At 70.9% G+C, this 23,026-nt stretch carries 24 protein-coding genes and 1 tRNA gene; 14 read left to right on the forward strand and 11 right to left on the reverse strand.

Translation table 11 applies throughout. From position 1 onward, the window contains the following. Positions 1–22 precede the first annotated feature (22 nt). Together QM626_RS10900 and QM626_RS10905 are read left to right on the forward strand one after the other, a co-directional pair. On the forward strand, positions 23–1,360 hold the full coding sequence (locus QM626_RS10900; RefSeq protein WP_415076902.1) for an O-acetylhomoserine aminocarboxypropyltransferase/cysteine synthase family protein: 1,338 nt from the start codon (positions 23–25) through the stop codon (positions 1,358–1,360). Continuing rightward, positions 1,357–2,670, forward strand: coding sequence for an LLM class flavin-dependent oxidoreductase (locus QM626_RS10905; RefSeq protein WP_415076904.1), 1,314 nt, complete (start codon positions 1,357–1,359; stop codon positions 2,668–2,670). The genes QM626_RS10900 and QM626_RS10905 overlap by 4 nt, the downstream gene beginning before the upstream one ends. A 4-nt stretch (positions 2,671–2,674) precedes the next feature. Here QM626_RS10905 and QM626_RS10910 read toward each other — a convergent pair whose 3' ends face one another. Next, positions 2,675–3,670 carry a TerC/Alx family metal homeostasis membrane protein gene (locus QM626_RS10910; RefSeq protein WP_415076906.1) on the reverse strand — a complete coding sequence of 332 codons (996 nt, stop codon included), beginning with the start codon at positions 3,668–3,670 and terminating at the stop codon, positions 2,675–2,677. Between the two features lie 245 nt (positions 3,671–3,915). Here QM626_RS10910 and sigK point away from each other — a divergent pair, with 245 nt between their 5' ends. The 4 genes from sigK to QM626_RS10930 all read left to right on the forward strand — a co-directional run bounded on the left by sigK (position 3,916) and on the right by QM626_RS10930 (position 6,248). Beyond that, a complete protein-coding gene (gene sigK / locus QM626_RS10915; protein WP_415076908.1) occupies positions 3,916–4,506 on the forward strand; it encodes an ECF RNA polymerase sigma factor SigK in 591 nt (196 codons plus the stop codon). After that, positions 4,503–5,198 (forward strand): anti-sigma factor domain-containing protein, encoded by a 696-nt coding sequence (locus tag QM626_RS10920; RefSeq protein WP_415076910.1) that lies wholly within the window; start codon positions 4,503–4,505, stop codon positions 5,196–5,198. Before sigK ends, QM626_RS10920 begins: the two co-directional genes overlap by 4 nt. A gap of 97 nt (positions 5,199–5,295) precedes the next feature. After that, positions 5,296–5,706 (forward strand): DUF4383 domain-containing protein, encoded by a 411-nt coding sequence (locus QM626_RS10925; RefSeq protein WP_415076912.1) that lies wholly within the window; start codon positions 5,296–5,298, stop codon positions 5,704–5,706. Next, positions 5,703–6,248 carry a hypothetical protein gene (locus tag QM626_RS10930; RefSeq protein ID WP_415076914.1) on the forward strand — a complete coding sequence of 182 codons (546 nt, stop codon included), beginning with the start codon at positions 5,703–5,705 and terminating at the stop codon, positions 6,246–6,248. The genes QM626_RS10925 and QM626_RS10930 overlap by 4 nt, the downstream gene beginning before the upstream one ends. A gap of 13 nt (positions 6,249–6,261) precedes the next feature. On the opposite strand, the gene QM626_RS10935 is transcribed toward QM626_RS10930, so the two are convergent. Continuing rightward, positions 6,262–7,203 (reverse strand): LysR family transcriptional regulator, encoded by a 942-nt coding sequence (locus QM626_RS10935; RefSeq protein WP_415076916.1) that lies wholly within the window; start codon positions 7,201–7,203, stop codon positions 6,262–6,264. Between the two features lie 124 nt (positions 7,204–7,327). Here QM626_RS10935 and QM626_RS10940 point away from each other — a divergent pair, with 124 nt between their 5' ends. Then, positions 7,328–8,320 (forward strand): DUF1852 domain-containing protein, encoded by a 993-nt coding sequence (locus QM626_RS10940; protein ID WP_415076918.1) that lies wholly within the window; start codon positions 7,328–7,330, stop codon positions 8,318–8,320. 20 nt (positions 8,321–8,340) lie between these two features. Next, entirely contained in the window at positions 8,341–9,378 is a 1,038-nt protein-coding gene (locus tag QM626_RS10945) for a methionine synthase (protein WP_415076920.1), read from the forward strand. A 59-nt stretch (positions 9,379–9,437) separates the two neighbouring features. Here the strand turns inward: QM626_RS10945 and QM626_RS10950 are convergent. Further along, positions 9,438–9,513: transfer RNA gene (locus QM626_RS10950), tRNA-Glu, on the reverse strand. 104 nt (positions 9,514–9,617) lie between these two features. Here QM626_RS10950 and QM626_RS10955 point away from each other — a divergent pair. Further along, positions 9,618–10,256, forward strand: a complete 639-nt coding sequence (locus QM626_RS10955; protein ID WP_415076922.1) for an MBL fold metallo-hydrolase — start codon at positions 9,618–9,620, stop codon at positions 10,254–10,256. 8 nt (positions 10,257–10,264) lie between these two features. Here QM626_RS10955 and QM626_RS10960 read toward each other — a convergent pair whose 3' ends face one another. The 5 genes from QM626_RS10960 to QM626_RS10980 all read right to left on the reverse strand — a co-directional run bounded on the left by QM626_RS10960 (position 10,265) and on the right by QM626_RS10980 (position 15,266). Continuing rightward, on the reverse strand, positions 10,265–10,534 hold the full coding sequence (locus QM626_RS10960) for an HPr family phosphocarrier protein (RefSeq protein WP_415076924.1): 270 nt from the start codon (positions 10,532–10,534) through the stop codon (positions 10,265–10,267). Between the two features lie 27 nt (positions 10,535–10,561). Next, complete coding sequence (locus QM626_RS10965) at positions 10,562–12,595, reverse strand: fructose-specific PTS transporter subunit EIIC (protein ID WP_415076926.1); 2,034 nt, start codon at positions 12,593–12,595, stop codon at positions 10,562–10,564. 44 nt (positions 12,596–12,639) lie between these two features. Beyond that, entirely contained in the window at positions 12,640–13,578 is a 939-nt protein-coding gene (locus QM626_RS10970; protein WP_415076928.1) for a 1-phosphofructokinase family hexose kinase, read from the reverse strand. Beyond that, the gene (locus QM626_RS10975; RefSeq protein ID WP_415076930.1) at positions 13,575–14,363 is read right to left on the reverse strand and encodes a DeoR/GlpR family DNA-binding transcription regulator; all 789 of its coding nucleotides are present in this window, start codon (positions 14,361–14,363) and stop codon (positions 13,575–13,577) included. The genes QM626_RS10970 and QM626_RS10975 overlap by 4 nt, the downstream gene beginning before the upstream one ends. A gap of 129 nt (positions 14,364–14,492) precedes the next feature. Further along, entirely contained in the window at positions 14,493–15,266 is a 774-nt protein-coding gene (locus QM626_RS10980; RefSeq protein WP_415076932.1) for a hypothetical protein, read from the reverse strand. 114 nt (positions 15,267–15,380) lie between these two features. Between QM626_RS10980 and QM626_RS10985 the strand changes: the two genes are divergently transcribed. Then, positions 15,381–17,381: a DUF262 domain-containing protein gene (locus QM626_RS10985; protein ID WP_415076934.1), complete on the forward strand. Its 2,001-nt coding sequence runs from the start codon at positions 15,381–15,383 to the stop codon at positions 17,379–17,381. Between the two features lie 6 nt (positions 17,382–17,387). Here the strand turns inward: QM626_RS10985 and QM626_RS10990 are convergent, their stop codons facing one another. Beyond that, positions 17,388–18,860, reverse strand: coding sequence for a malate:quinone oxidoreductase (locus tag QM626_RS10990; RefSeq protein ID WP_415076936.1), 1,473 nt, complete (start codon positions 18,858–18,860; stop codon positions 17,388–17,390). Positions 18,861–18,952: 92 nt separating this feature from the next. On the opposite strand from QM626_RS10990, the gene QM626_RS10995 reads away from it, so the two are divergent. Together QM626_RS10995 and QM626_RS11000 are read left to right on the forward strand one after the other, a co-directional pair. Then, a complete protein-coding gene (locus QM626_RS10995) occupies positions 18,953–19,843 on the forward strand; it encodes a LysR family transcriptional regulator (RefSeq protein WP_415076938.1) in 891 nt (296 codons plus the stop codon). Between the two features lie 90 nt (positions 19,844–19,933). Beyond that, a complete protein-coding gene (locus QM626_RS11000; RefSeq protein WP_415076940.1) occupies positions 19,934–20,404 on the forward strand; it encodes a hypothetical protein in 471 nt (156 codons plus the stop codon). A 24-nt stretch (positions 20,405–20,428) separates the two neighbouring features. On the opposite strand, the gene QM626_RS11005 is transcribed toward QM626_RS11000, so the two are convergent. Then, a complete protein-coding gene (locus tag QM626_RS11005; protein ID WP_415076942.1) occupies positions 20,429–21,373 on the reverse strand; it encodes a D-2-hydroxyacid dehydrogenase family protein in 945 nt (314 codons plus the stop codon). Between the two features lie 83 nt (positions 21,374–21,456). Between QM626_RS11005 and QM626_RS11010 the strand changes: the two genes are divergently transcribed. Further along, positions 21,457–21,966, forward strand: coding sequence for an O-acetyl-ADP-ribose deacetylase (locus QM626_RS11010; protein WP_415076944.1), 510 nt, complete (start codon positions 21,457–21,459; stop codon positions 21,964–21,966). Between the two features lie 7 nt (positions 21,967–21,973). On the opposite strand, the gene QM626_RS11015 is transcribed toward QM626_RS11010, so the two are convergent. After that, positions 21,974–22,597 (reverse strand): hypothetical protein, encoded by a 624-nt coding sequence (locus tag QM626_RS11015; RefSeq protein WP_415076946.1) that lies wholly within the window; start codon positions 22,595–22,597, stop codon positions 21,974–21,976. A gap of 209 nt (positions 22,598–22,806) precedes the next feature. Between QM626_RS11015 and QM626_RS11020 the strand changes: the two genes are divergently transcribed. Further along, entirely contained in the window at positions 22,807–22,992 is a 186-nt protein-coding gene (locus QM626_RS11020; RefSeq protein ID WP_415076948.1) for a DUF1918 domain-containing protein, read from the forward strand. Positions 22,993–23,026 lie beyond the last annotated feature (34 nt).

A 23,026-nucleotide genomic window follows, 5' to 3' on the forward strand; every position in this document is an offset into this window, starting at 1 on the left:
ACGCGTTCTCGAAAGGTCCCCCATGTCCGCATCCCCGTCCGCCGCATCCGCCGAGCCAGGTTTCACGACCCGCCAGGTGCATGCCGGCGCCGACTGGGCTGCCGCATCGCCGCGCGCCGTGCCGCTGTTCCTCACCGCCGGCTTCACGTTCGACGACTTCGACGGCGCCGCCGGCCACTTCCAGGAGGGCACCGGATTCGGGTACACCCGGACCGGCAATCCGACGATCGACGCGCTCGAGCGCAAGCTCGCCGCCCTGGAGGGCGGAACGGATGCGGTCTTCGTCGCGAGCGGGCAGGCCGCCGTCGCCGTCGCGCTGCTCGGCCTCCTGGGCGCCGGCGATCACGTCGTCGCGTCCACCCACATCTACGAGGGCAGCCGCGGACTGCTGCTGGACAACCTGTCGCGTCTGGGCATCACGGTCAGCTTCGTCGAGGACATCGAGGACCCGGACGCCTGGCGTGCGGCGTCCCACACCGGCACCCGCGCGTTCTTCGCCGAGTCGATCGCGAACGCCCGAAACGACGTGCTCGACATCGCCGCGATCGCCGCGGTGGCGCAGGAGCGCGGCATCCCGCTGGTGATCGACAACACGTTCGCGACGCCGTACCTGCTGCGCCCGATCGAGCACGGCGCGAACGTGGTCGTGCATTCGGCGAGCAAGTTCCTGGCGGGCCACGGCGCGGCGCTGGGGGGCGTGATCGTGGACGACGGGCGGTTCGACGCGGCCCGCTCCGGCCCCCTGTTCCCCCACCTGGTCGCGGCCACCCGCGCCGGCGGCCCGAGCCCGGCGGAGCGCCACGGCGGCCGCGCACGCATCGCCTACGTCCGGGAGACGGTCGCGCCCCGGTTCGGTCCCTCGCCGTCGCCGTTCAACGCGTTCCTGGTCGCCCAGGGCATCGAGACGCTGAGCCTGCGGGTGCGCGAGCAGTCCCGCAACGCGCTGGCCGTCGCGCGGTGGCTCGAGGGCCGCCCGGAGGTCGAGTCGGTGGACTACGCCGGGCTCGACTCCCATCCGCATCACCGCATCGCGGAGCGGTACCTGACCCGCGGCTACGGCGCCGTCTTCCAGTTCACGCTGCACGGCGGCGAGGCGGCCGCGCGAGGATTCGTGCAGGCCGTCGAGGTGTTCACCCATATGACGCACCTCGGCGACGTCCGCTCCCTCGTGCTGCACCCTGGCTCCACCAGCCACTCGCAGCACACCGAGGACGCCCGCCGCGCGCTGGGCGTGCACCCCGGCACGCTGCGGCTGTCGGTCGGCATCGAGGACATCGACGACCTGCTGGCAGACCTCGACCACGCCCTCCGCGTCAGCGCGCACGCGCTGGCCGAGAGCACGGTCGAGGTGCTGGGATGACGCGGCCGCAGCACTTCGGCTGGTTCCTCGCGCGCGGCTTCGGACCGCACGGCTGGGGTCACGACTACCTCGACTGGGGCTACGACTGGACGAGGCCGGACCTGTACCAGCAGTCGGCCCGCACGCTCGAGCAGGCGGGCTTCGACCTGCTCGTCATCGAGGACGCGCCCTCGCTCGGCTCCGCCGAGACCATCGACCTGCGCGTGCGGCATGCGTTCGGCGGCCCGAAGCACGACCCGCTGCTGCTCGCACCGTACCTGTTCGCCGCCACCGCGCACCTGGGCGTCGTGCCGACCGTGAACCCGGCCGCCTCCCTCCCGTACACGGCCGCGCGGCAGTTCGCGACGCTGCAGCACCTCAGCGCCGGCCGCTTCGGGCTGAACGTCGTGACCGACACCGGCAGCGCCCGGCACTTCGGCACCGCCGAACCGCTCGGCCACGACGCGGCCTACGACCGCGCCGAGGAATGGCTCGGCGCCGTGCGGTCGCTGTGGCGCAGCTGGGACGACGGGGCGCTGATCGCCGATCCGGTCTCGGGACGGTACGCGGACGGGACGCGGATGCAGCCGGTCTCTCACCGCGGCGAGTACTACGCCTTCGACGGCCCGCTCAACGCGATCCCGTTCCCCGCGGGCGAGCCTGTCATCGTCTCCCCCGGCGGTTCGGGCCGCGGCCTCGGCTTCGCGGGCGCGAACTCCGACGTCCAGCTCGCGATCTCCCCGCTCGACGAGGCCAGCATCCGCTCGTACCGTGCCCGCATCCACGACGCCGCCGTCGCCCGTGGTCGCCGCCCGTCGGACGTCACCATCCTCTTCGCGCTGCAGCCCGTGCTGGTCGACTCCCCCGAGGAGGCGGATCGGATCGTCGCCGCCTCCCGGACACCGGACGACGCCGCGCTGCGGCGGATCGCCCAGCGCCAGTCGAGCGATCTGGAGACCGATCTCACCGCGCTCGATCTGGACGCGCCACTCGACGTGTCCGTCTTCGCGGACCACGTCTCGCACGGCAGCATCCGGCGCCTGATCGGCGACCACGACGAGACCGCATCGCTGCGCACGATCCTCGCGGCGCACGCACGCGCCGGGCGGCTGCGCGACGGCTCCGGCATGGTCGGCACCGCGGACGAGTTCGCGGACCTGATCGAGGAGCTCGCCTCCTGGGGCAACGACGGCGTGCTGCTGTGGGGCGACCTGCACCCGGTGACGGTGCACCGCACGCTCGACCGGCTGGTGCCGATCCTGCGCCGCCGCGGGCTGCTGCGCGACGGCTACGTCGACGGCGGCCTGCGGGCGAACCTCGCCGCGTTCTGAGGGGCTACGCCTCGGGCCGCGTCCGCTCGCGCCGGCCGGCGATGAGGCTGGCCCCGGTCGCGACGAGCATGGCGACGACGATGACCGCGAGCGACAGCCAGGTCGAGATCTCCGGCGCCCATTCGACGCCGTGACCGCCGCCTATGAACGGCAACTCGTTGGCGTGCAGCGCGTGCAGGAACAGCTTCACGCCGATGAAGGCGAGGATGAAGGCGATCCCGAAGTGCAGGTAGCGCAGGCGGTCGAGGAGACCGCCCAGCAGGAAGTACAGCTGCCGCAGGCCCATCAGGGCGAACAGGTTGGTGGCGAAGACGATGAACGCGTTCTGGGTGATGCCGAAGATCGCCGGGATGGAGTCGATGGCGAAGATGAGGTCGGTGAACCCGATGGCCATGAACACCAGCAGCATCGGGGTGAACATGCGCCGCCCTGCCACGGTGGTGCGCAGTCTCGCGCCGTCGTAATGGTCCGCGATGTCGATGAAGCGCCGGAGGAACCGGACGATCCAGGTCTCGGTCTGGGCGTCGTCCTTCTCCTTGCCGGGGAACGCCTGACGCCAGGCCGTGTAGACGAGGAACGCGCCGAACACGTAGAAGATCCAGCTCAAGTTCTCGATGAGCGCGGCGCCGATGAGGATGAAGATCCCCCGCAGCACGAGCGCGATGATGATGCCGACCATCAGCACCTCCTGCTGATACCGGCGCGGCACGGCGAACTGCGCCATCAACAGCACGAACACGAAGAGGTTGTCGATCGACAGGCTGTACTCGGTGAGCCACCCCGCGACGAACTGCCCGGCCGCGTCGGGGCTCCCCGTCACCCACAGCAGCACGAGCGCGAACACGAGTGCCAGGGCGACGTAGAACGCGATCCACAGGCTCGACTCGCGCACGGACGGGATGTGCGGCCGACGCAGGATCAGCAGCAGATCGGCCAGCAGGATGACGGCGAGCACCGCCAGCGCGCCGATCGCGAACCAGAGCGGGATCTCGAAGCCCATACGAGGCCTTTCGGGTAGGGAGGTACCTCGAGCGTCTCTCCCCGCGGTCGCCCGCGGCACGGACCCGGAGCCGCATCGATGCGGCTCGTGATGACGGGCTCGTGCTGGTGGGATACTCCCCCTCGCGGGCATCAGTGTACCGGCGCGCGGGCGCGCGAGGGATGCCGGGGCACGGACGACGCGGGCATGCCAGGCTGTCGTCCGGCGCGTCCTCGCGATGGCCGCCTCGAGGAGGACGCACAGGCATGGTGATCGACGGATTCGAGGTGCCCGAGGACGGCGCCGGTTCCGTCGACCCCATCGGCGAGCTGCTCCAGGCCGTCGCCGGCGGCGACCGAGCCGCCTTCGGCCGCATCTACGACGCCCTCGCGCCTCGCGTGTTCGGCCTCATCCTCCGCGTGCTCGTCGATCGCGCGCAGAGCGAGGAGGTGCTGCAGGAGGTCTTCCTCGAGGTCTGGCAATCCGCGGCGCGGTTCACTCCGAACAGAGGTCGAGGACGCTCCTGGATCCTGACCATCGCGCACCGCCGTGCGGTCGACCGTGTCCGCTCGGCGCAGGCGAGCGCCGCGCGGGACGCACGCGTCGGGCTCCGGGACGTGGCGGCGATGCGCGACGACGTCGCCGAGGATGCAGAGTTGAGAATAGAGGGACGGCGCGTGGCGGCCGCGCTCGCGGGACTGCCCGACGCGCAGCGTGAGGCGATCACGCTCGCGTACTACGGCGGCTACAGCCAGAGCGAGATCGCCGCGCTGGTGCAGGCGCCGCTGGGAACGGTGAAGACGAGGATGCGGGACGGCCTCGCCCGGCTGAGGCGCGCGATGGGAGGCGAGAGGTGACCGAGTCCGAGTTCGCCGTGCTCGCCGCGGGTCGGGCGCTCCATGCGCTCTCGCCCGAGGACGACCGCGCGCTGGCGGCCGCGCTGGCGAGTCACCCGGAATGGGAGCGCCATCTCCGCGACGCGGCGGACGCCGCCGCGCTCCTGGCGGACCGGGTCCCCGAGGTGACACCGCCCACGCCCCTGCGTGACGCCGTCCTGGCGCGCATCGCACAGACCCCGCCGCGACCCAGCCACGTGGCACGGCGACGCTGGCTCGCCCTCGCCGCATCGGTCGGCCTCATCGTCGTCCTGGCCCTCAGCGCGACCGTCGCGGGCATCCTCGCCGTCCGTCCCGAGAACCAGGCCGCATGGGAGCGGATCCAGCGCGCGCCGGACGCGCGCACGGCCACGGTCGTCCTGGCGGACGGCGGGACCGCCACCGCCTCCTGGTCGGCGTCGCTCGGCGAGGCCGCGCTGGAGACCGAGGGCCTGCCGGCGCTCGCCTCGGACCAGACGTTCGAGATGTGGCTCGTCCGCGACGGCGAGGCCATCCCCGCCGGCACCTTCCTGACGGATGCCGCCGGCGTGGCCGAGACGCAGTTCCAGGCGGTCTTCCAGCAGGGCGACGTGATGGCGGTGACGGTGGAGCCGGCGGGCGGCTCCCCCACGGGTGCGCCGACGAGCGCGCCGTTCATATCGATACCGAGCTGAGCGGGTCGAGCCCGACGGACCGCAATCCGATCCGGGTGCCGTCTCGAACACCAGTCAGACGCGGCGCCCGCCGCGCCCTGACACAACGGAGGTCCTCATGAGCTCTTCACCCAATCGCCTGATCGCCGTCATCTTCGGCGCCGTGTACCTCGTCGTCGGGCTGCTCGGCTTCGCCGTCACCGGCGGGGTCGCCGTCGTCGCCACGGATGGCGGGCTGCTGCTCGGGCTGTTCGAGGTCAACCCGCTGCACAACATCGCCCACCTGCTGATCGGGGCGGCGCTGCTCGCGGCGGGCATCGTCGGCGTCCGCTCGGCCAAGGCCACCAACGTCACCGTCGGTGCCGTCTACCTGCTGCTCGGCATCGTCGGCTTCTTCCTCGTGGGCACCGCTGCCAACATCCTCGCGCTGAACATGGCCGATCACTTCCTGCACCTCGCCAGCGCGGTGCTGCTGCTGGCCGTCGGGCTGGCCGCCGACCGCGACGACCGGGTCGTGGCCGCGGCGTGAGCGTGGTGAGCACGGCGCGCACGACGGGGATCCGCACGTCGGTGTCCCTGTCGTGCGCGTCGCCGGCGGCGTGGGCGGCGGGCCTGGTCGCGACGGCGATGGGCGCGGGCGCCGTCGTGTCGGCGACGAGCTCGATCGGCGCACGGTCGATGGGCGTCGGACTGGTGATGCTCGGGCTCGGAGCACTCGTATGGGGCGCCGGCGCGCTGCGAGCGGGACGCCCGGTGACGCCGCGTACGGCGGTCGCCGGCGGGATCTGCATCATCGTCCTGGCCGCGGGGATGCTGCTCGTCGCTCCGACGCACACGAGCGTCTTCGCCGTGGCGACCGTGGTCGCGGTCGTGGTCCCGGTCGCGCTCGTGACCGCCGGGGCGGCTCGGCGCGGCATCCCGGCGCCGGCCGCGCCGTCGGTCCGGGTGCTCGTGGTCGCGGCGCTGATCCTCGGCGTGGTGGTGACCCCGATCCTGGCATCCGTGCAGAACGCCGTGATCATCGACGACCTCGGGAACCTGCCCGTCATCCCGGGCCACACGGGGCACTGACGAAGCGGCGCGGCTAGCCGAGCAGCGCCACGCCGAAGCCTGCGACGACGGCCCGCAGTTCGTCGAGGTAGCGCTGCGCCTGCTCGGTGAGCGGGATCGCGGAATGGCCGATCCAGCCGATCTCGATGCGTTCGTCCACGTCCAGCGGGATGGCGACGATCTCCGGGTCGAGGTCGTCGCTGATGATGCCCGTCGAGATCGTGTAGCCGTCGAGCCCGATCATGAGGTTGAAGATGGTCGCGCGGTCGGAGACCCGGATCTCCTGCTTGCTCGACAAGGTGGAGAGGATCTCCTCGGCGAAGTAGAACGAGTTGTTCGCCCCCTGGTCGAAGGTGAGCCGCGGCAGGTCGGCGAGATCGGCGAGGGTGACGCGTTCTCGAGAGGCGAGCGGGTTCTTCCGGGAGATGAAGATGTGCGGGGCGGCGACGAAGAGCGGGCGGAACGCGAGCCCGGAGTCCCGGAGCAGTTTGTCGATGACGTTCCGGTTGAAGTCGTTCCGGTAGAGGATGCCCAGCTCGCTGCGGAGCGTCCGGACGTCCTCGATGATGTCCCAGGTGCGGGTCTCGCGCAACGAGAACTCGTACTCGGCCGCCCGGGTGCCCTTCACCATCCGGACCAGCGCGTCGACGGCGAAGGAGTAGTGCTGCGTCGACACTCCCAGCAGGCGTCTCGAGGGCGGCCGGCCGAGGTAGCGCTGCTCGAGGAGCGCCACCTGCTCGACGACCTGCCTGGCATACCCGAGGAACTCCGCGCCGTCGGCGGTGAGCGTCACCCCGCGGGCGGAGCGGAGAAGGAGGGCGCGGCCCACACGGCTCTCGAGGTCCTTCATCGCCGCGGACATGGTCGGCTGGGCGACATAGAGCAGGTCGGCCGCGGCGCTGATCGACCCCTCCGCGGCGACCTCGATGAAGTAGTGGAGCTGCTGCAGCGTGATGCCGCTGGATCCGCGAGGCATAGCTACAGCCTATAGATAGACATAGCCGCGTCAAGTTTCTCGATGGCTGCGATGGGCCGCGACGATGGATGCACCGACTTCCACACGGCCGAGCCCGGCCGATCAGCCACCGGATTGGCCGCTCATGGCGAACGAGTTCACGTTCAGCATCACCACGACCCGCTTCGACGAGGACTACTCGCCGTCGGAGAGCTCCCGGATCACCACGAACTTCGCCAACCTGGCCCGGGGCGAGCACCGCCGGCAGAACCTCCGCAACGCCTTGACGATGATCGACCACCGATTCAACGACCTCGCGCACTGGGACAATCCGAACCGGGACCGCTACACCGTCGAGCTCGAGATCGTCTCCGTCGAGCTGCGGTTCACCGCGGAGGGCGAGGATCGGGAGTTCCCGCTGCTCGAGATCCTGGACATCCACATCCTCGACCGGCGGACCGGCGAACGCCGCCGCGGGATCGTGGGGAACAACTTCTCGTCCTACGTCCGCGATTTCGACTTCAGCGTGCTGCTGCCGGCGGTCAACGAGACCGCGACCGAGTTCACCGTGCCCGACGACTTCGGCGATCTGCACGGCAAGCTGTTCCAGCACTTCCTCGACTCCGCCGTGTACCGGGAACGCTTCCCCCTGCCGCCCGTGATCTGCATCAGCGTCTCGACCAGCAAGACGTATCGTCGGACCGAGAACCACCACCCCGTCCTCGGCGTCGAGTATCGGCAGGACGAGTTCTCGCTGACCGACGTGTACTTCGGAAAGATGGGACTGCAGGTCCGGTACTTCATGCCACCCGGCAGCGTGGCGCCGCTCGCGTTCTATTTCCGCGGCGATCTGCTCAGCGACTATTCCGATCTGCAGCTCGTCGGCACCGTCAGCACGATGGAGACGTTCCAGAAGATCTATCGCCCGGAGATCTACAACGCGAACTCGGCCGCCGCGGTCGTCTATCGGCCGAGCCTGGAGCAGCAGGACTACTCGCGGACGCAGATCGCCTACGACCGCGTCGAGCGCAGTCAGCTCGCGATCACGCAGGGGAGGTACACGGAGGAGCACTTCGTGAAGCCGCACATGGACGTCCTCGAGCAGTGGGCCGCCAACTACCCCACATCAGTCGGATGACCAGCGGAGGATCATCGATCATGCGCACGCTATTGCCCACCTCGATCGTCGGCAGCCTGCCCAAGCCGTCGTGGCTCGCGCAGCCGGAGACCCTCTGGTCTCCCTGGCGGCTGCAGGGCGACGCGCTGATCGAGGGCAAGCAGGATGCGCTGCGCATCGCGGTCCAGGAACAGCACCACGGCCGCATCGACATCGTCAGCGACGGCGAGCAGACCCGGCAGCACTTCGTCACGACGTTCATCGAGCATCTCAGCGGCGTCGACTTCGAGCGCCGTGAGACCGTGCGCATCCGTGATCGCTACGACGCGAGCGTGCCGACCGTGGTCGGGGCGGTCCGCCGCGAGCGTTCCGTGTTCGTCGATGACGCGAAGTTCCTCCGCGAGCAGACCGATCAGCCGATCAAGTGGGCGCTCCCCGGCCCGATGACGATGGTCGACACGCTCTACGACGACCACTACCGGAGCCGCGAGAGGCTGGCGTGGGAGTTCGCGACGATCCTCAATCAGGAGGCGAAAGAGCTCGAAGCGGCCGGGGTCGACATCATCCAGTTCGACGAGCCCGCATTCAACGTCTTCTTCGACGAGGTGCGGGACTGGGGGGTCGCGGCGCTGGAGAGGGCGGCGGAGGGGCTCCGCGCGGAGACCGCCGTGCACATCTGCTACGGCTACGGGATCGCGGCGAACACCGACTGGAAGGCGACGCTCGGGTCGCAGTGGCGGCAGTACGAGGAATCGTTCCCGCTCCTGCAGCGGTCCGCCATCGACATCGTCTCGCTGGAGTGCCACCGCTCGCATGTCCCCATGGAGCTCATCGAGCTCATCCGTGGCAAGAAGGTCATGCTCGGGGCCATCGACGTGGCGAGCGAGACGGTCGAGACCCCGGAGGAGGTCGCCGCCACCCTCCGGAACGCGCTCGAGTTCGTCGATGCGGACAAGCTCCTCCCGAGCACGAACTGCGGCATGGCGCCCTTGTCCCGGGAGGTCGCGCTCCGGAAGCTGAGCGCGCTGAGCGCGGGCGCGGACATCATCCGCGAGGAGCTCGCCGCCACGAGGACCTGACCCCGACACCCGTCGGCAGGAACGCGAAAGCCCCCGGGAGGACCGGGGGCTTTCGGTGTTGGTGACCCCAGCGGGATTCGAACCCGCGTTACCGCCGTGAGAGGGCGGCGTACTAGGCCGCTATACGATGGGGCCGTCAGGCAACCGTTCGATTATGCCATGCCGCTGTCGGCCGGACAAATCGGGACGCGATCGGCGGGCGGGTTGCCCCGGCATCCCGCAGCGGGTTGACTCGGTGCATGCGAGTCACCAAGCACGAACACGCGGCGCTGACCCTGGAGAAGAACGGCCGCAAGCTGATCGTCGATCCGGGCAACTACACGAACCCGCTTCCGGACGTCGCCGACGTCGCCGCCGTCGTCATCACGCACGAGCACGCCGACCACTGGACACCGGACCAGCTCGACCGCATCCTCCGGCTCAACGCGGAGGTCCCGATCTACGGTCCGGAGGGCGTCGCCCGGGCCGCGGCGGGGTACCGGATCACCGTCGTGAGCCCCGGCGACACCCTCGACGTCGACCCGTTCCATCTCGAGTTCTTCGGCGGACACCATGCGGTCATCCACGAGTCGATCCCTGTCATCGAGAACGTCGGCGTGCTCGTGGACGACGCGTTCTACTATCCCGGCGACTCCTATGCGGTCCCCAAAGGGGCGAAGGTCGAGCTGCTGGCGGCGCCTGTCGGCGCGCCGTGGCTCAAGATCGGCGACGCCATGGACTTCGTGCTCGCGGTGGCGCCTCGCCGCGCCTTCGGCACGCACGACATGACGATCTCGCAGATCGGGCGGGGCATCGGACGCGCCCGCCTGCAGTGGGCCACCGAGCAGCACGGCGGCGAGTTCCTCGAGCTCGACCCGGGCGACAGCGTCGATCTCTGACGAGAGGCCTACTCGGCGTCGAGGTCGGTCTCCAGCAGCGCGACGAGCTTGTCGAGCGCAGCATCCGCGCCGTCGCCGTCGGCCTTGAGCGTGACGACCGTGCCCTGGGACGCGCCGAGCCCGATGAGCGAGAGGATGCTGCCGGCGTTGAGGTCCGGGCCGCCCGCGGCGGCGATCGTCACGGGGATCTTCGTCTCCTGCACCGCCTGCACGAACAGCTTCGCGGGGCGGGCGTGCAGCCCGGAGGCGCTGGCGATGGTTGCCTGGCGTTCTGCCATGGTGTCTCTCCTTGTGTCGATCCGAGGTCAGGCTGTGACGGCGACGGGGGCCGCCTGCTCCGCGTCGGCGTGCTCACGGCGCCGCACGAACTTCTTCAGGGCGACGGCGATGAGCGCCGTCACGACCGTACCGGCTGCCAGCGCCAGCAGGAAACCCCAGATCGGGTCGATCGCGAAGAACACGAAGATGCCGCCGTGGGGCGCCAGCGAGGAGACGCCCAGCGCCATGCTGAGCCCGCCGGTGATCGCCCCGCCCACGAGGTTCGCCGGGATGACGCGCAGCGGGTCGGCGGCGGCGAACGGGATCGCTCCCTCGCTGATGAAGGCCGCGCCCAGCAGCCAGGCGGCCTTGCCGTTCTCCCGCTCCACCGGCGGGAACAGGTTGCGCGCGAGCACGGTCGAGGCGAGCGCCATCGCCAGCGGCGGCACCATGCCTGCGGCCATGACCGCCGCCATGATCAGGAACGGCACGGCATGGATGTCGCCGGTCGAGGCGCTGGCCAGGCCCGCGGTCGCGAAGGCGTACGCGACCTTGTTGACCGGGCCGCCCAGGTCGAAGCACATCATGAGGCCGAGGATCACGCCGACGATGACGATCGCGCCCGTGCCGGCGAGCTCGGTGAGCCCGTCGTTCATGACGTCCATGAGCGCGGCGATCGGGCGGCCGAGGAACAGGATCATGAGCCCCGACGCCACGACGGATCCCAGCAACGGGATGATGACGACCGGCATGAGCCCGCGCAGCCAGCGCGGCGGGTCGAGCCGCGCGAGCCACCAGGCCACGAGGCCGGCGAGCAGACCCCCGATGATGCCGCCGATGAAGCCGGCGTTCATCAGCACGGCGACCGCGCCTGCGACGAAGCCGGGGGCGATGCCGGGGCGGTCGGCGATCGCGAAGGCGATGTAGCCGGCGAGGGCGGAGACGAGGAAGCCCATCGAGGTGGAGCCGATCATGAAGGCGACCGAGCCGAGGTACTGGCCCAGGCCACCGGCGGGCAGCTCCCACAGCGAGTTCTGGGTGATGACGGTCGCCGCGTTCTCGGTGACGTCGTAGCCGCCCAGGAGGAAGCCGAGCGCGATCAGCAGGCCGCCGCCGGCGACGAACGGGATCATGTAGCTGACGCCGGTCAGCAGCACCCGCTGGATCTTCGCGCCGAACGACTCCGCCTTCGCGGGCTGGGCCGCGGCGGCCGTCTGGGTGCCGCCCACGCGTGACGCGTTCGGGTCCTTCGCCGCCGCGACCGCCTCGGCGATCATCTGCGTCGGCTCCTCGATGCCGCGCTTGACGCCCGCGCGGACGACCGGCTTGCCGGCGAACCGCTGCGGATCGCGCACGTCGACGTCCACCGCGAAGATCACGGCGTCCGCGTTCGAGATGACCTCCGGCGGGAGGGCCTTGTAGCCGCTGGAGCCCTGGGGCTCGACGACGAGGTCGATGCCGGCCTCCGTGCCGGCGGCGGTGAGCGCGTCGGCCGCCATGAACGTGTGGGCGATGCCGGTGGCGCACGCGGTGACCGCGACGATGCGTGCCGGGTGGCCGTCGACCGTGAGGCCGTCGGCCACCGCCGCCGCCGGCGTGGCGGAGGGCGCGGCCGCGGGCGCGGCGCTCTCCTCGCCGATCGCCTGCCGGACGATGTGCACGACGTCCTCGTTCGTGCTCGCCTGGCGCAGCGCCGTGGTGAAGTCGGCCTGCATCAGGCTGCGGGCCAGCTTGGAGAGCACCGCCAGATGCTCCTCCGCGGCGTTCTCGGGCGCGGCGATGAGGAAGACCAGATCGGCGGGACCGTCGGGCGCGCCGAACGCGACGGCGGGCTTCAGACGCGCGAACGCGAGTGAGGCCGCGGTGACGGCCGCGCTCTTGGCATGCGGGATGGCGATGCCGCCCGGCAGCCCCGTCTCGTCCTTCTGCTCGCGCGCCCACGCGTCGGCGGCCAGCGCCTCGGGGTCGGTCGCGCGTCCCTCCGCGGCGACGCGGGCGGCGAGGGCGCGGATGACGGCGGCTTTGTCGTCTCCGAGGTGCACGTCGAGGCAGACGAGCCCCGGGGTGATGGTGTCGGACATGGCGGGTGACCTCCTGTGGTCGGTGTCGTGCGAAGGGAAAGGGGTCAGAGCGGGCGGATCGGGACGTCGCCGTCCGGGAGATCCGCATGGGTCGGGGCCTGGGTGCCGGGCAGGGATGCCGCCGCGGCGCCGTAACGGATCGAGTTGCGCAGCCGAGCGTCGGGCGCGGCGCCGTCGAGATCGGCGAGGAGGTATCCGGCCAGCGAGCTGTCGCCGGCGCCGACGGTGCTCACGAGCCGGATCGCGGGGGGGCGGCCCGCCCATGCGCCGTCGCTCGTGACCAGCACCGCGCCGTCGCCGCCGAGCGTGACCAGCGCCGCACCGGCACGCGACGGGACGAGCTCGCGGGCCAGCGGCAGCACGGCGGCGACCAGGTCCGCGTCGGCAGGGATCGTCGTGCCCGCGAGCTCGGCGAGCTCGTCCTCGTTCGGCTTGATGAGGTCGGGCGCGCCGTCCGCGACCGCGGCCGCGAGCGGAGCGCCGGAGGTGTCGACCGCGATGAGGGGGGCGCCCGCCTCCGCACGCACGGCCCGGATGACGTCGACGTAGAAGCCGTCGCCGGCGCCGGGCGGGAGCGAGCCGGCGAGGACGAGCCAGCGCGCGCCGGCCGAGGCCGCCACGACCTCGGCGATGAGCGCGCGGCGCTCCGGAGCGGTGAGCTCCGCGCCGAGCAGGTTCAGCTTCGTCGTCTCCCCCGTCGGGTCGACGATCGTCACGTTCGAGCGCGCGTGGCCGCGCACGGGCACCGGACGCAGCGGGACGCCGGCGCCCGTCAGCACGGCGGCGTACGGGTCGTCCTCCGCGAGCGGCAGCACCGCGACGGCCGGCGCACCGGCGCGCGCGACCACGCGGGCGACGTTGATGCCCTTCCCGCCGGCGTCCTCCCGTGACGAGACGGCGGTCTGCACCTCGCCCGGCCGTAACGGCGCCGCGAGCGTGACGGCGCGGTCCAGCGAGGGGTTGGCGGTGAGCGTCACGATCATGCGAGCCAGACCTCCGTGTCGGCGTCGTCGAGGGCGGATGCGAGAGAGGAACCGGGGTCCGCGTCGGTCACGAGCACGTCGATGTCGGACAGCGTGGCGAACCCGACGAGCAGCTCGCGCTCGAACTTGCTGGCATCGGCGACGGCGATCACGCGCTGGGCCCCGTGGACGATGGCCTCCTTGACCGCGGCCTCCTCGGGGTCCGGGGTGCTCAGCCCGAAGCCGGCGGAGACGCCGTTGGTGCCGACGAACGCGATGTCCGGTCGGAGAGCCCGTACCGCGGCGACGGTGCGGGCGCCGACCGCCGCGGCCGTCACGCTCCGCACCCGTCCGCCGATGACGGTCAACGCGATCCGGTCGGCGTCGGCGAGGGCCGCCGCGAAGCTCAGCGCGTGAGTGACGACCTCCGCCTGCCCGTCGACCTCCGCCAGCCGCGCCGGAAGCTGCTCCGCGATGGCGGCGGCGGTGGACCCCGCGTCGAGGAAGATCGAGCCCCGGAATCCGCTCCCGATCGCCGTCAACGCGCGAGCCGCGATGGCCCGCTTCTGCGTGCCGTGCTGCTGCGCGCGTTCCCGCACGGTCGGCTCGAGCGTGCTGGAACGCTCGGTGTGGGCGACGGCGCCCCCGTGCACGCGGCGCAGCGCACCGCTCTGCTCGAGAGCGTCGAGATCACGCCGGATCGTCTCGGTGGTGACGTCGAAACGCTGCGCCAGATCGGCGACGGCGACGCGCCCCTCGGTGTTCAGGAACCGTTCGATCTGTTCCTGGCGCTCCATCGCGTACACGGGATCCTCCTTCGGATACCCACACGGTACAACACATTCCCATGCAACACAACAGACATCCACATCGAAGCGAAAAGAGGGTGCCCCGGTCCGGACGACCGGGGCACCCTCTTTCTGCGACGTCGAGGGTCAGGCCTCGCTCATGGCCTGCACCTCGACCTTGCCCTTGGCCGCGTAGTACGCCGCTCGCGCCGCATCCTTCCGAGCCTGCTCGGCCTGGCCGGCGTCCTGCTCCTCCTGCGACAGCGGCACGCTCTCGACGTGGTTCACGCCGTGGTGCTTCTCGATGTACGCGTCGAGCTCGGGGCCGGACTCCCACGACGTGATGAGGCAATAGCGCGGCTCGTCGCCGAGGTGGGTGGCCGCGTGCCACAGGCGCTGCGTGTCGATGATGAGCTGCGCGCCGGCCGGCAACGCGATGCGCACCTCGCCCTCCGGGTCCGTGCGGTTGTCACGCAGCACGAAGAAGCTGTCCTTGTCGTCGGTCAGGTTGAAGAACCCGCGCACGACCCAGCCGGTGCCGTCGGGGTTCAGCCGGTTGTTGTCGTCCTGGTGGAGGTTGTAGAGGCAGTCGCCGTACGGCGTGGGCTGCAGCTCGATCACGCGGCAGCGGCCGACGTTCGCGCCGGGCTCCTGGGCCCGGCGCGTGAGGTTCGGCGCCTTCTCGATCTGGGACGGGATCCAGACGCCGTCCTTGTCGGTGCGCGGCGGCTTGTGGTTCCAGAAGCCGTTGCACTCGATCTCGCCGAACGCGCTCGCCAGCGGCGCGAACCGCGTGTCGCCCGACGACTTCCAGTCGTTGTACTCGAGATCCAGCCATTCCTTCGGATCGAGCGCCTGGTTGTAGCGGTCGAGGACGACGTAGCCGGTCTCCTCGAGAGCCTTGGACGTGATGTAACCCATGATGTGACTCATGCCTTCCGGTGGGGGCCAGCGAAGTTTTAACAGGCCCGGGTGAGGTCAGCCTACCCGGGGCGTTTCGACGGGCACTGGGAGGCCGGCCGGTAAAATCGCGGGGTGGATGCTGCGAGCGTGAACGTCGATGCGACCGCTGTCGGCACCGTCTCCTGGCTCGCGGACGAGGTCGGCAGCATCGTCGTTCCCGTCTATCAGCGGCAGTACCGGTGGGACATCGGCGGCTGCGAGCAGCTGCTCGCGGATGTGCGCTCGGTCGCCGATGCGGACGACGGCGAGCGTCACTTCCTCGCTTCGATCCTGTCGGCGCAGGGGGCCGGCGACGAGCTCGTCCTCATCGACGGGCAGCAGCGCATCACGACCCTCATGCTGCTGATCGCCGCGCTCCAGCACACGGTGCGCCGGAGCGATCCGGTCCTGGCGGCGGAGCTGGCGCGCGTCCTGGTGCAGCCCGGCGACCCGACGCGCACCAAGCTCCGTCCGCATCTGGCATGGGCGAGCGTCTTCGAGAGCGTCGTGCTCGATCGTCGCAGCCCGCACGGCGCACGGGCCTCGCGCTTCGACGACAACTACGCGTTCTTCCGCAGCCAGATCCGTGCCGACGAGGCCGCCCGCATCTGGCGGGGCCTCCAGCGGCTCGAGCACGTCGCGATCACTCTCGGCGCACGCGCGAACGCGCAGCAGATCTTCGAGAGCCTGAACTCCACCGGTGCGCCGCTGCGCGACCACGAGCTCATCCACAACTACGTGCTGATGGGCCTCTCGCACGCCGAGCAGCTCGACATCGAGGCCTCGTTCTGGGTGCCGATCGAGGAGAACACGGGCGAGTCCATCGGCGACTTCTGGCGCCACTACCTCGTCATGCGCACCGGTCGCGAGGTCGCCGTCTCCGGCGGCCGCGGCGTGTACGACGCCTTCCGGCACGAGTTCCCGCGTCTGGACGTGGCCACGCTGCGCACCCGCGCCGCGGAGTGGAAGGAGTGCTCGGAGATCTACCGGGTGCTGCGCGAGCCGGCGCACGCGCCCAGTCGCGCGCTGGGCCGGCGGCTCGAGGCGCTCAACGTGTTCGGTCGCACGATGTATCCGCTGCTCCTGCGCATGTGCCGGCGGATGCTGCAGGGCGAGCTCACCGAGCAGACCGTCGGCCAGGAGCTCGACTACCTGCAGGCGCTGCTGCTGCGGCGGACCGTCGTCGGCGTCCCCGTCGACCGGCTGGTCGCGCGGCTCTGCCGTGCGCTGGCCGAGGGGCTGCCCGCGCTCGAGCACGCCATCGCCCGGATCTCCCCTTCGGACGAGCGGGTCCGTGTCGCCGTCAAGTACGGCGAGCTGCCGCATCCCGGCTACGTCCTCGGCCGCCTCGCCGGGCTCGACAGCCTCGCCGACCTGGACGTGGAGCACATCGTCCCGCTCGCCCCGTCGGACGAGTGGAGCGGGGACGGGGTGCGACGCTGGGCCGACTACGGCGAGGACGAGCGCAACAGCCACCGCGCCCTCGCCGTCACGCTCGGCAATCTCGCCCTGCTGGAGGAGGGCCTCGCCGAGCGCGCTCTGGACCGCCCGTTCCCCGACAAGCGGACGCTGTACCGGGCGAGCGCGATCCCGGACACCGCCGAGCTCGCCGCCCTCGAACGCTGGGACACCGCGGCGATCGCGGCTCGCACCGAGGAGCTGACGGCGCGGCTCGTCGGGCTGTGGCGGCGTCCCCAGGTCACCGCGATCGACGACGACGGGCTCACCCCGATCCTGGATGCCGTGCGCCGCCGCGGCTGGCCCGCCGGGTGGGACAGGGAGTACGCCTACGTCGAGTATCGCGGCGAGCACTGGGAGGTGCATGACGTCGCGCACCTGTTCCAGCGCGTGTTCGCGCGCCTGTGGGCCGACTCCCGCGCCGCCGTGCTCGTCTACAGCGACCGTCGCGGCGGCCCGGTGTACGACGGGCAGTCGTGGAACGGTCAGTGGGAGCTGCTCGACGAGCGCCACTCGCTGTATCTGGGGTGGGACTCCAGCTACATGCTCGCGGCCGTTCAGGGTGTGCTCGACGAAGCCGGCCTCGCATCCGAGGTCTTCCTCAAATACTCCTACATCGGCGAGGCGATGCGCTGAGCGCGGCTACTTCCGCAGCTTGAGCGCCTCGGCCGTGCGGGCGAAGCTCGCCTGCACCTCGTCGGCGTTCCACGCCGTGTTGCCGAGCTCGGGGAACGCCTCGTGCAGCATCGCCGACCACGCTCCCGACCACTGGGCGGGGAAGCATCTGGGCAGCAGGTCGAGCATGATCGCGACCGCCGTCGAAGCGCCCGGCGAGGCCCCGAGCAGCGCCGACATCGAGCCGTCGGCGCTCGTGACGAGCTCGGTGCCGAGCTTCAGCATCCCGACCTTCCCCGTGACCGGCACGACCAGCTGGGCGCGCTGGCCGGCGAAGGTCAGCTCCCAGTCCTCGAGCCTCGCGGTCGGGAAGTAATCGGTCACCTGCCGGAACTTCTTCTTCGGACTCGCGGTGAGCTGACCGACCAGGTAGCGGATCAGGCCGAGGTTCTGCAGCAGCGCCGCAGCCATGACGTGCAGGTTGTGCCAGCGCAGGGTCGTGAAGAAGTCCGTCAGCTTGCCGCGCGTGAGCAGCTTGGTGCTGAAGGTCGCGTACGGGCCGAAGATGAGATAGTCGCTGCCGTCGACCGGGCGGCGATCGAGGTGCGGGATCGACATCGGCGGCGCCCCGTCGGCGGACTGACCGTAGACCTTCACCTCGTGGCGCTTCACGATGTCGGCCTTCTCGGTGCGGAAGAACGCGGCGCCCACCGGCAGGACGCCGTAGCCCTTGACCTCGGGCAGGTGCGCGCGCTGCAGCAGGCGGAGGGCGAAGCCTCCGGCGCCGACGAACACATGCTTCGCCTTGATGCTGAAGCGCCCCCCGTTCGCACGCCCTGCGACGACCCAGCCACCGTCGGGCTGTTTGGTCAGGGTGCGCACGTCGTGCTCGAGACGGATGTCGCCGCCACGGCTGCGGATGAGCTCGACGAGCGCGCGCGACAGCGTGCCGTAGTCGACGTCGGTGCCGCCGACGTGCCGTGAGGCGGCGATCGGCCCGTCGACCGTGCGGCCCGCCATCGTCAACGGCGCCCACTCGGCGATGACCGCGGGGTCCTCGGAGTACTCCAGGTCCGCGAACTGCGGCTGCGTCTGCAGCTGCGCCGAGCGTGCCCGCAGGTACTCGACGTCGCGAGCGCCGAACACCATCGCCAGGTGCGGGGTCGTGCGCACGAAGCTCTGCGGGTCGATGAGGCCCTTCTCGGCGAGGAAGGCCCACCACTGCCGGCTGAGCTGGAACTGCCGTGCGATGTCCTCCGCCTTGCGGCCGTCCGTCACGTCCGGCATGTAGTTGAGCTCGCAGAAGCCGGCGTGTCCGGTGCCCGCGTTGTTCCAGGTGTCGCTCGACTCGACGCCGATCGCGTCCGCCTTCTCGACGAGGATGACGCGCCAGTCGGGCTGGAGCACCGCCAGCATCGAGCCGAGCGTGGCGGACATGATGCCGCCGCCGATCAGGACGACGTCCGCGTCGTCGGTGGACAGCGTGCCGGTCGTGGCCATGGCGATGACTCCTCACGAGATGGTGTGTGGACTCAGCATCCCGCAGCCGGACCGATCCACATAATGAATAACTCGATCTGTAAGATCCGGATATGGATGAATGGATGCCGCAGCTCGCGCCGCAGCTGCGTGCCCTGGTGGAGCTGGCCAGGCAGGACGGCCACATGACGGATGCCGCGGCGGCGCTCGGCATCCCGCAGTCGTCGATGAGCCGCCGCGTCCACGCCCTCGAGGAGCGGCTCGGGGTACCGCTCGTTATCCGCGACGGCCGTCAGGTGCGTCTCTCCCCCGCCGCCGTCGACCTGGCGGAGCGCGCCCGCGGCCCGCTGCGCGAGCTGGAGTCGACCCTCGCGCACGTGACCGACGCCGCCCATCCCGACCGCGGCACGGTGCGACTGGGCTTTCCGCTGACGATGGGCGCGGGAACCGTGCCGGACCTGCTCGCGGACTTCAACCGGCGGTACCCCGGGATCCGGCTGATCCTCAAGCAGGCGCACGGCGCGGCCCTGTTCGACGACCTCCGCGAGGGCACGCTCGATCTGGCGATCACGATCCCGGCGCCCGACGACCTCCCGCACACCGTGATCGCGGCGCAGGAGATCCGCGCGATCATCGCCGCCGACCATCCGCTCGCCGCCCGCACGAGTATCCCGCTCGCAGCCCTGCGCGACGAGACGTTCATCGCGAATCCGCCGACGTACAACCTGCGACACCTGACCGAGGGCTGGTGCCGCCAGGCCGGGTTCGAGGCCGACATCCGCATCGAGATCACGGAGTCGGGCACGATCCGCGAGCTCATCAGGCGCAGCCTCGGCGTCGCCCTGCTGCCCCCGGCGGAGCGCCCGATCGAGGGCGTGGCGGAGGTGTCGCTGACCGGGCCGGGCTACAGCAGGCAGATCGCGCTGGCCGCCGCGACCACGGCGCACACGCGCGTGACGGCGCGCCTGCACGAGTTCATCCTGACGCGCGGGCTCGCGGGGTGAGCACGGATCACGCTCAGCACCGGTGGCGTTCAGCGCGTACATCGTCCGCGGTCGGCGCGCGGCATACTGAGGTCGAGGGGGCTTTCCGCCATGGGATATTTCGTTCTCGTGATCGCGCAGACGATCGTGCTGCCGATCGTGTCAGGAGTCGTCGAGCTCGCCGTCGTCGGAGGAGACCCGGTGCTCGTCTTCGGACGATGGTGGGTGTTCTGGGGTGTCGGCACGCGTCTGCTGGTCGCCGGTCTCGTCCAGGTCTCGGGCGGCGGACCGACGGCCGAGATCCTCGGCTCGAGCACGGTCGGCGTCGCGGAGAAGCAGCTGACCCGGGAACTGGGAACCGCGAACATCGGCATGGGCGCGGCCGGCCTGCTCGCCCTCGTGCCGGGCTGGTCGCTGCCGGCGGGGCTCGCCGGTGGCGTGTTCCTGCTGGTCGCGGGTCTCATGCATCTGCCGAAGAAGGGCAAGAACCGCCAGGAGGTGCTCGCCACCTGGACGGACCTCGTCGTGGGCGTGGCGGTCGTCGTGCTCGCGGTCGACGTCCTCGTCGCGGCGCTGGCGTGAGGAGGCTCCGAGGCCTCCCGGGCGTCAGAGCAGTCGCAGGTCTTCGCCGTCGTCCCAGGCGATGATGTCGGCCACCGCGTCGGCGTAGAAGCGCGCGTACTGGTCCGTCGTCACGTAGCCGATGTGCGGCAGCAGCAGCGTGCGCGGCGCACGGCGCAGCGGGTGGTCGGAGGGCAGCGGCTCGATGCCGTAGACGTCGAGGGCGGCGCCCGCGAGCCGCCCCTCGGCGAGGGCGACGAGCAACGCGTCCTCGTCGACGATCGGACCCCGCGAGGTGTTGAGGAGGTAGGCGGTCGGCGCCATCAGCGCCAGCTCACGTGCCCCGATGAGCCCTCTGCTGCTGCCGGTGAGCGGCAGATGGATCGTGAGGATCTCCGATCGGCGGAACAGCTCGTCCCGTTCCACGATGCGGGCCCGATGGGCGGCGGCGCGTTCCGGCGTGATCGAGCGATCCCAGGCGATGACGTGCATCCCGAACGCGTTCGCGAGGTCGGCGACCGGTCCGCCCAGCCGTCCCAGGCCCAGGATGCCGAGGGTCCGTCCCGCCAGCCCCGGACCGATGGTGTGCTGCCACCTGCCCGCCCGGATCGCGGCGTCCTCTTCGACGAAGTGCCGGGTCAGCGCGATCATCATGCCGATCGTGAGCTCCGGGACGGAGTTGCCCGCGCCGCCGGTGCCCGTCACGCGCACGCCGTGCTCGGCGGCGGCCGCCAGGTCGATCGAGGCGTTCTTCATGCCCGTGGTCACCAGGAGCCGCAGCACGGGGAGCTCCGCGAACAGCGACGCCGGGAACGGCGTCCGTTCGCGCATCGCGACGACGACCTCGGTCCGCCGCAGCCGCGCCGCCAAACGCTCCGTGTCGATATGCTCGGTCACGACGTCGATCTCGAACCTCTCGGCCACCGGCGACCAGTCCGCGCTCGTGCGCGCGACGCCCTGATAGTCGTCGAGAATCGTCACGCGCCGCACGGCCGCTCCCTCCGGGTCGCCCTCATGCCACGATACGCACGATGCGGCTGGTCCGTCGCGGGTCGAGCGCGCAGACTGGGTCGATGGTCACCCTCGACGCCGTTCTCGGCGACATCACCCGGCAGGACGTCGACGCGATCGTGAACGCGGCCAACACGCGCATGCGCGGAGGCGGGGGCGTCGACGGTGCGATCCATCGTGCCGGCGGCCCGGATGTTCTCCGCGACTGCGTCGCCCGCTTCCCGGACGGACTGGCCGTGGGAGACGCCGGCTGGACCACGGCGGGGCGGCTCTCGGCGCGGTGGGTCATCCACACCGTCGGGCCCAATCATGCGGCGGGGCAGCGCGATCGCTCGCTGCTCGTGTCCTGCTATCGCCGGACGCTCGAGGTCGCCGACGAGCTCGCGGCGCGCACCATCGCGTTCCCGCTCATCAGCGCCGGGATCTACGGGTGGCCGCGACGCGATGCCATCGCCGCCGCCGTCGACACGATCCTCGCCGCGCCGACGCGGGTCGGCGAGGCGAGGATCGTCGCCTTCGGTCCTGACGCGTACGACGAGGTGCGCGAACGGCTGTCGGCGGCCGGCGTGTGAGGCGGTCTCAGGCCTCCCGGAGGGAGGGACGCAGGTAGCTGGCACCGATGGCGGCCTGGATGACGCAGGAGATCGACAGCAGCACGGTGACGACGGTCGCGTCGGTGCTCGCGTTCGCGATCGTGCCGCAGATGCCGGCGAGCACCAGGCCGACCAGCAGCGCCCATCGGGCGATGCCCGTGACGACCCGGCCGATCGCGATCACGATCCCCGCGATGATCGCCCCGAGGTAGGTGAGGACGACGAAGAAGAGGGACAGCACGTCCAACGTCGCGGGGTACTGGTCGAAGAAGTAGCTCGTCCAGTACAGGAGCTGCTGCCCTGCCCATCCGATCGCGAACGCCACGAGGGCCACCTTCCCGATGACCGAGGAGCCGACGATCCCGCCGCCGGCGAAGGCGAGGGCGAGCATGGCGACGACGTAGAGCACGATGCTGACGAGGAAGAGCGCGGAGAAGACGACGAAGACCCCGGTGCCGAGGGTCGTGGTCTGCCAGACGAAGTACTCGGTGATGGTCGCTGCCAGCAGCACGAGCGCCCCCGCCAGCAGGGCTCCCCCGCCCCAGGGGCTCCAGGCTGGACGGGAGCCGACGCGGACGGGCGTGTAGGCGAGAGATGTCGTGCTGCTCATGTGCGGATCCATTCGATGCGGAGTGCGACGGAGGGCTTCAGCTCCGCGTCACGGCATCCTCACCGCCGCCCCCGGACGCTGTCCCCATTTGATTACAGTCTGACTGTAGTGAAATGAGCCGTCGCAGGCAAGGACGATCCCCTTGCCGTGTCCGCAAGACAGCGGCAGCCTGGAACATATCTGTTCACCGCGACGCGGAGGTGAGGAAGATGCGCGCGAAGATCGGCGACCGCCTGATCGTGGAGGGACGCACGGACACGGAGCATCGCCACGAGGCGGAGGTCCTGGAGGTGCGAGGGGAGGACGGCGAGCCGCCGTATCTCGTCCGGTGGCAGGACGGCCACGAGGGCCTCGTCTTCCCCGGGCCCGACGCGCACGTGCGCGCCGCCGGGTAACGAGTTGCGGTTCCGTCAGCCGGCCAGGGCAGTC

Source organism: Microbacterium sp. (genome assembly GCF_047606385.1).
GTDB lineage: Bacteria > Actinomycetota > Actinomycetes > Actinomycetales > Microbacteriaceae > Microbacterium.

Bases quoted from the DNA above. Each gene is read 5' to 3' on its own strand.
- QM626_RS10900 (WP_415076902.1), top strand. From the start codon at position 23: ATGTCCGCATCCCCGTCCGCCGCATCCGCCGAGCCAGGTTTCACGACC.
- QM626_RS10905 (WP_415076904.1), top strand. From the start codon at position 1,357: ATGACGCGGCCGCAGCACTTCGGCTGGTTCCTCGCGCGCGGCTTCGGA.
- QM626_RS10910 (WP_415076906.1), bottom strand. From the start codon at position 3,670: ATGGGCTTCGAGATCCCGCTCTGGTTCGCGATCGGCGCGCTGGCGGTG.
- sigK (WP_415076908.1), top strand. From the start codon at position 3,916: ATGGTGATCGACGGATTCGAGGTGCCCGAGGACGGCGCCGGTTCCGTC.
- QM626_RS10925 (WP_415076912.1), top strand. From the start codon at position 5,296: ATGAGCTCTTCACCCAATCGCCTGATCGCCGTCATCTTCGGCGCCGTG.
- QM626_RS10935 (WP_415076916.1), bottom strand. From the start codon at position 7,203: ATGCCTCGCGGATCCAGCGGCATCACGCTGCAGCAGCTCCACTACTTC.
- QM626_RS10940 (WP_415076918.1), top strand. From the start codon at position 7,328: ATGGCGAACGAGTTCACGTTCAGCATCACCACGACCCGCTTCGACGAG.
- QM626_RS10945 (WP_415076920.1), top strand. From the start codon at position 8,341: ATGCGCACGCTATTGCCCACCTCGATCGTCGGCAGCCTGCCCAAGCCG.
- QM626_RS10955 (WP_415076922.1), top strand. From the start codon at position 9,618: ATGCGAGTCACCAAGCACGAACACGCGGCGCTGACCCTGGAGAAGAAC.
- QM626_RS10960 (WP_415076924.1), bottom strand. From the start codon at position 10,534: ATGGCAGAACGCCAGGCAACCATCGCCAGCGCCTCCGGGCTGCACGCC.
- QM626_RS10965 (WP_415076926.1), bottom strand. From the start codon at position 12,595: ATGTCCGACACCATCACCCCGGGGCTCGTCTGCCTCGACGTGCACCTC.
- QM626_RS10970 (WP_415076928.1), bottom strand. From the start codon at position 13,578: ATGATCGTGACGCTCACCGCCAACCCCTCGCTGGACCGCGCCGTCACG.
- QM626_RS10980 (WP_415076932.1), bottom strand. From the start codon at position 15,266: ATGGGTTACATCACGTCCAAGGCTCTCGAGGAGACCGGCTACGTCGTC.
- QM626_RS10990 (WP_415076936.1), bottom strand. From the start codon at position 18,860: ATGGCCACGACCGGCACGCTGTCCACCGACGACGCGGACGTCGTCCTG.
- QM626_RS10995 (WP_415076938.1), top strand. From the start codon at position 18,953: ATGGATGAATGGATGCCGCAGCTCGCGCCGCAGCTGCGTGCCCTGGTG.
- QM626_RS11000 (WP_415076940.1), top strand. From the start codon at position 19,934: ATGGGATATTTCGTTCTCGTGATCGCGCAGACGATCGTGCTGCCGATC.
- QM626_RS11010 (WP_415076944.1), top strand. From the start codon at position 21,457: ATGGTCACCCTCGACGCCGTTCTCGGCGACATCACCCGGCAGGACGTC.
- QM626_RS11015 (WP_415076946.1), bottom strand. From the start codon at position 22,597: ATGAGCAGCACGACATCTCTCGCCTACACGCCCGTCCGCGTCGGCTCC.
- QM626_RS11020 (WP_415076948.1), top strand. From the start codon at position 22,807: ATGCGCGCGAAGATCGGCGACCGCCTGATCGTGGAGGGACGCACGGAC.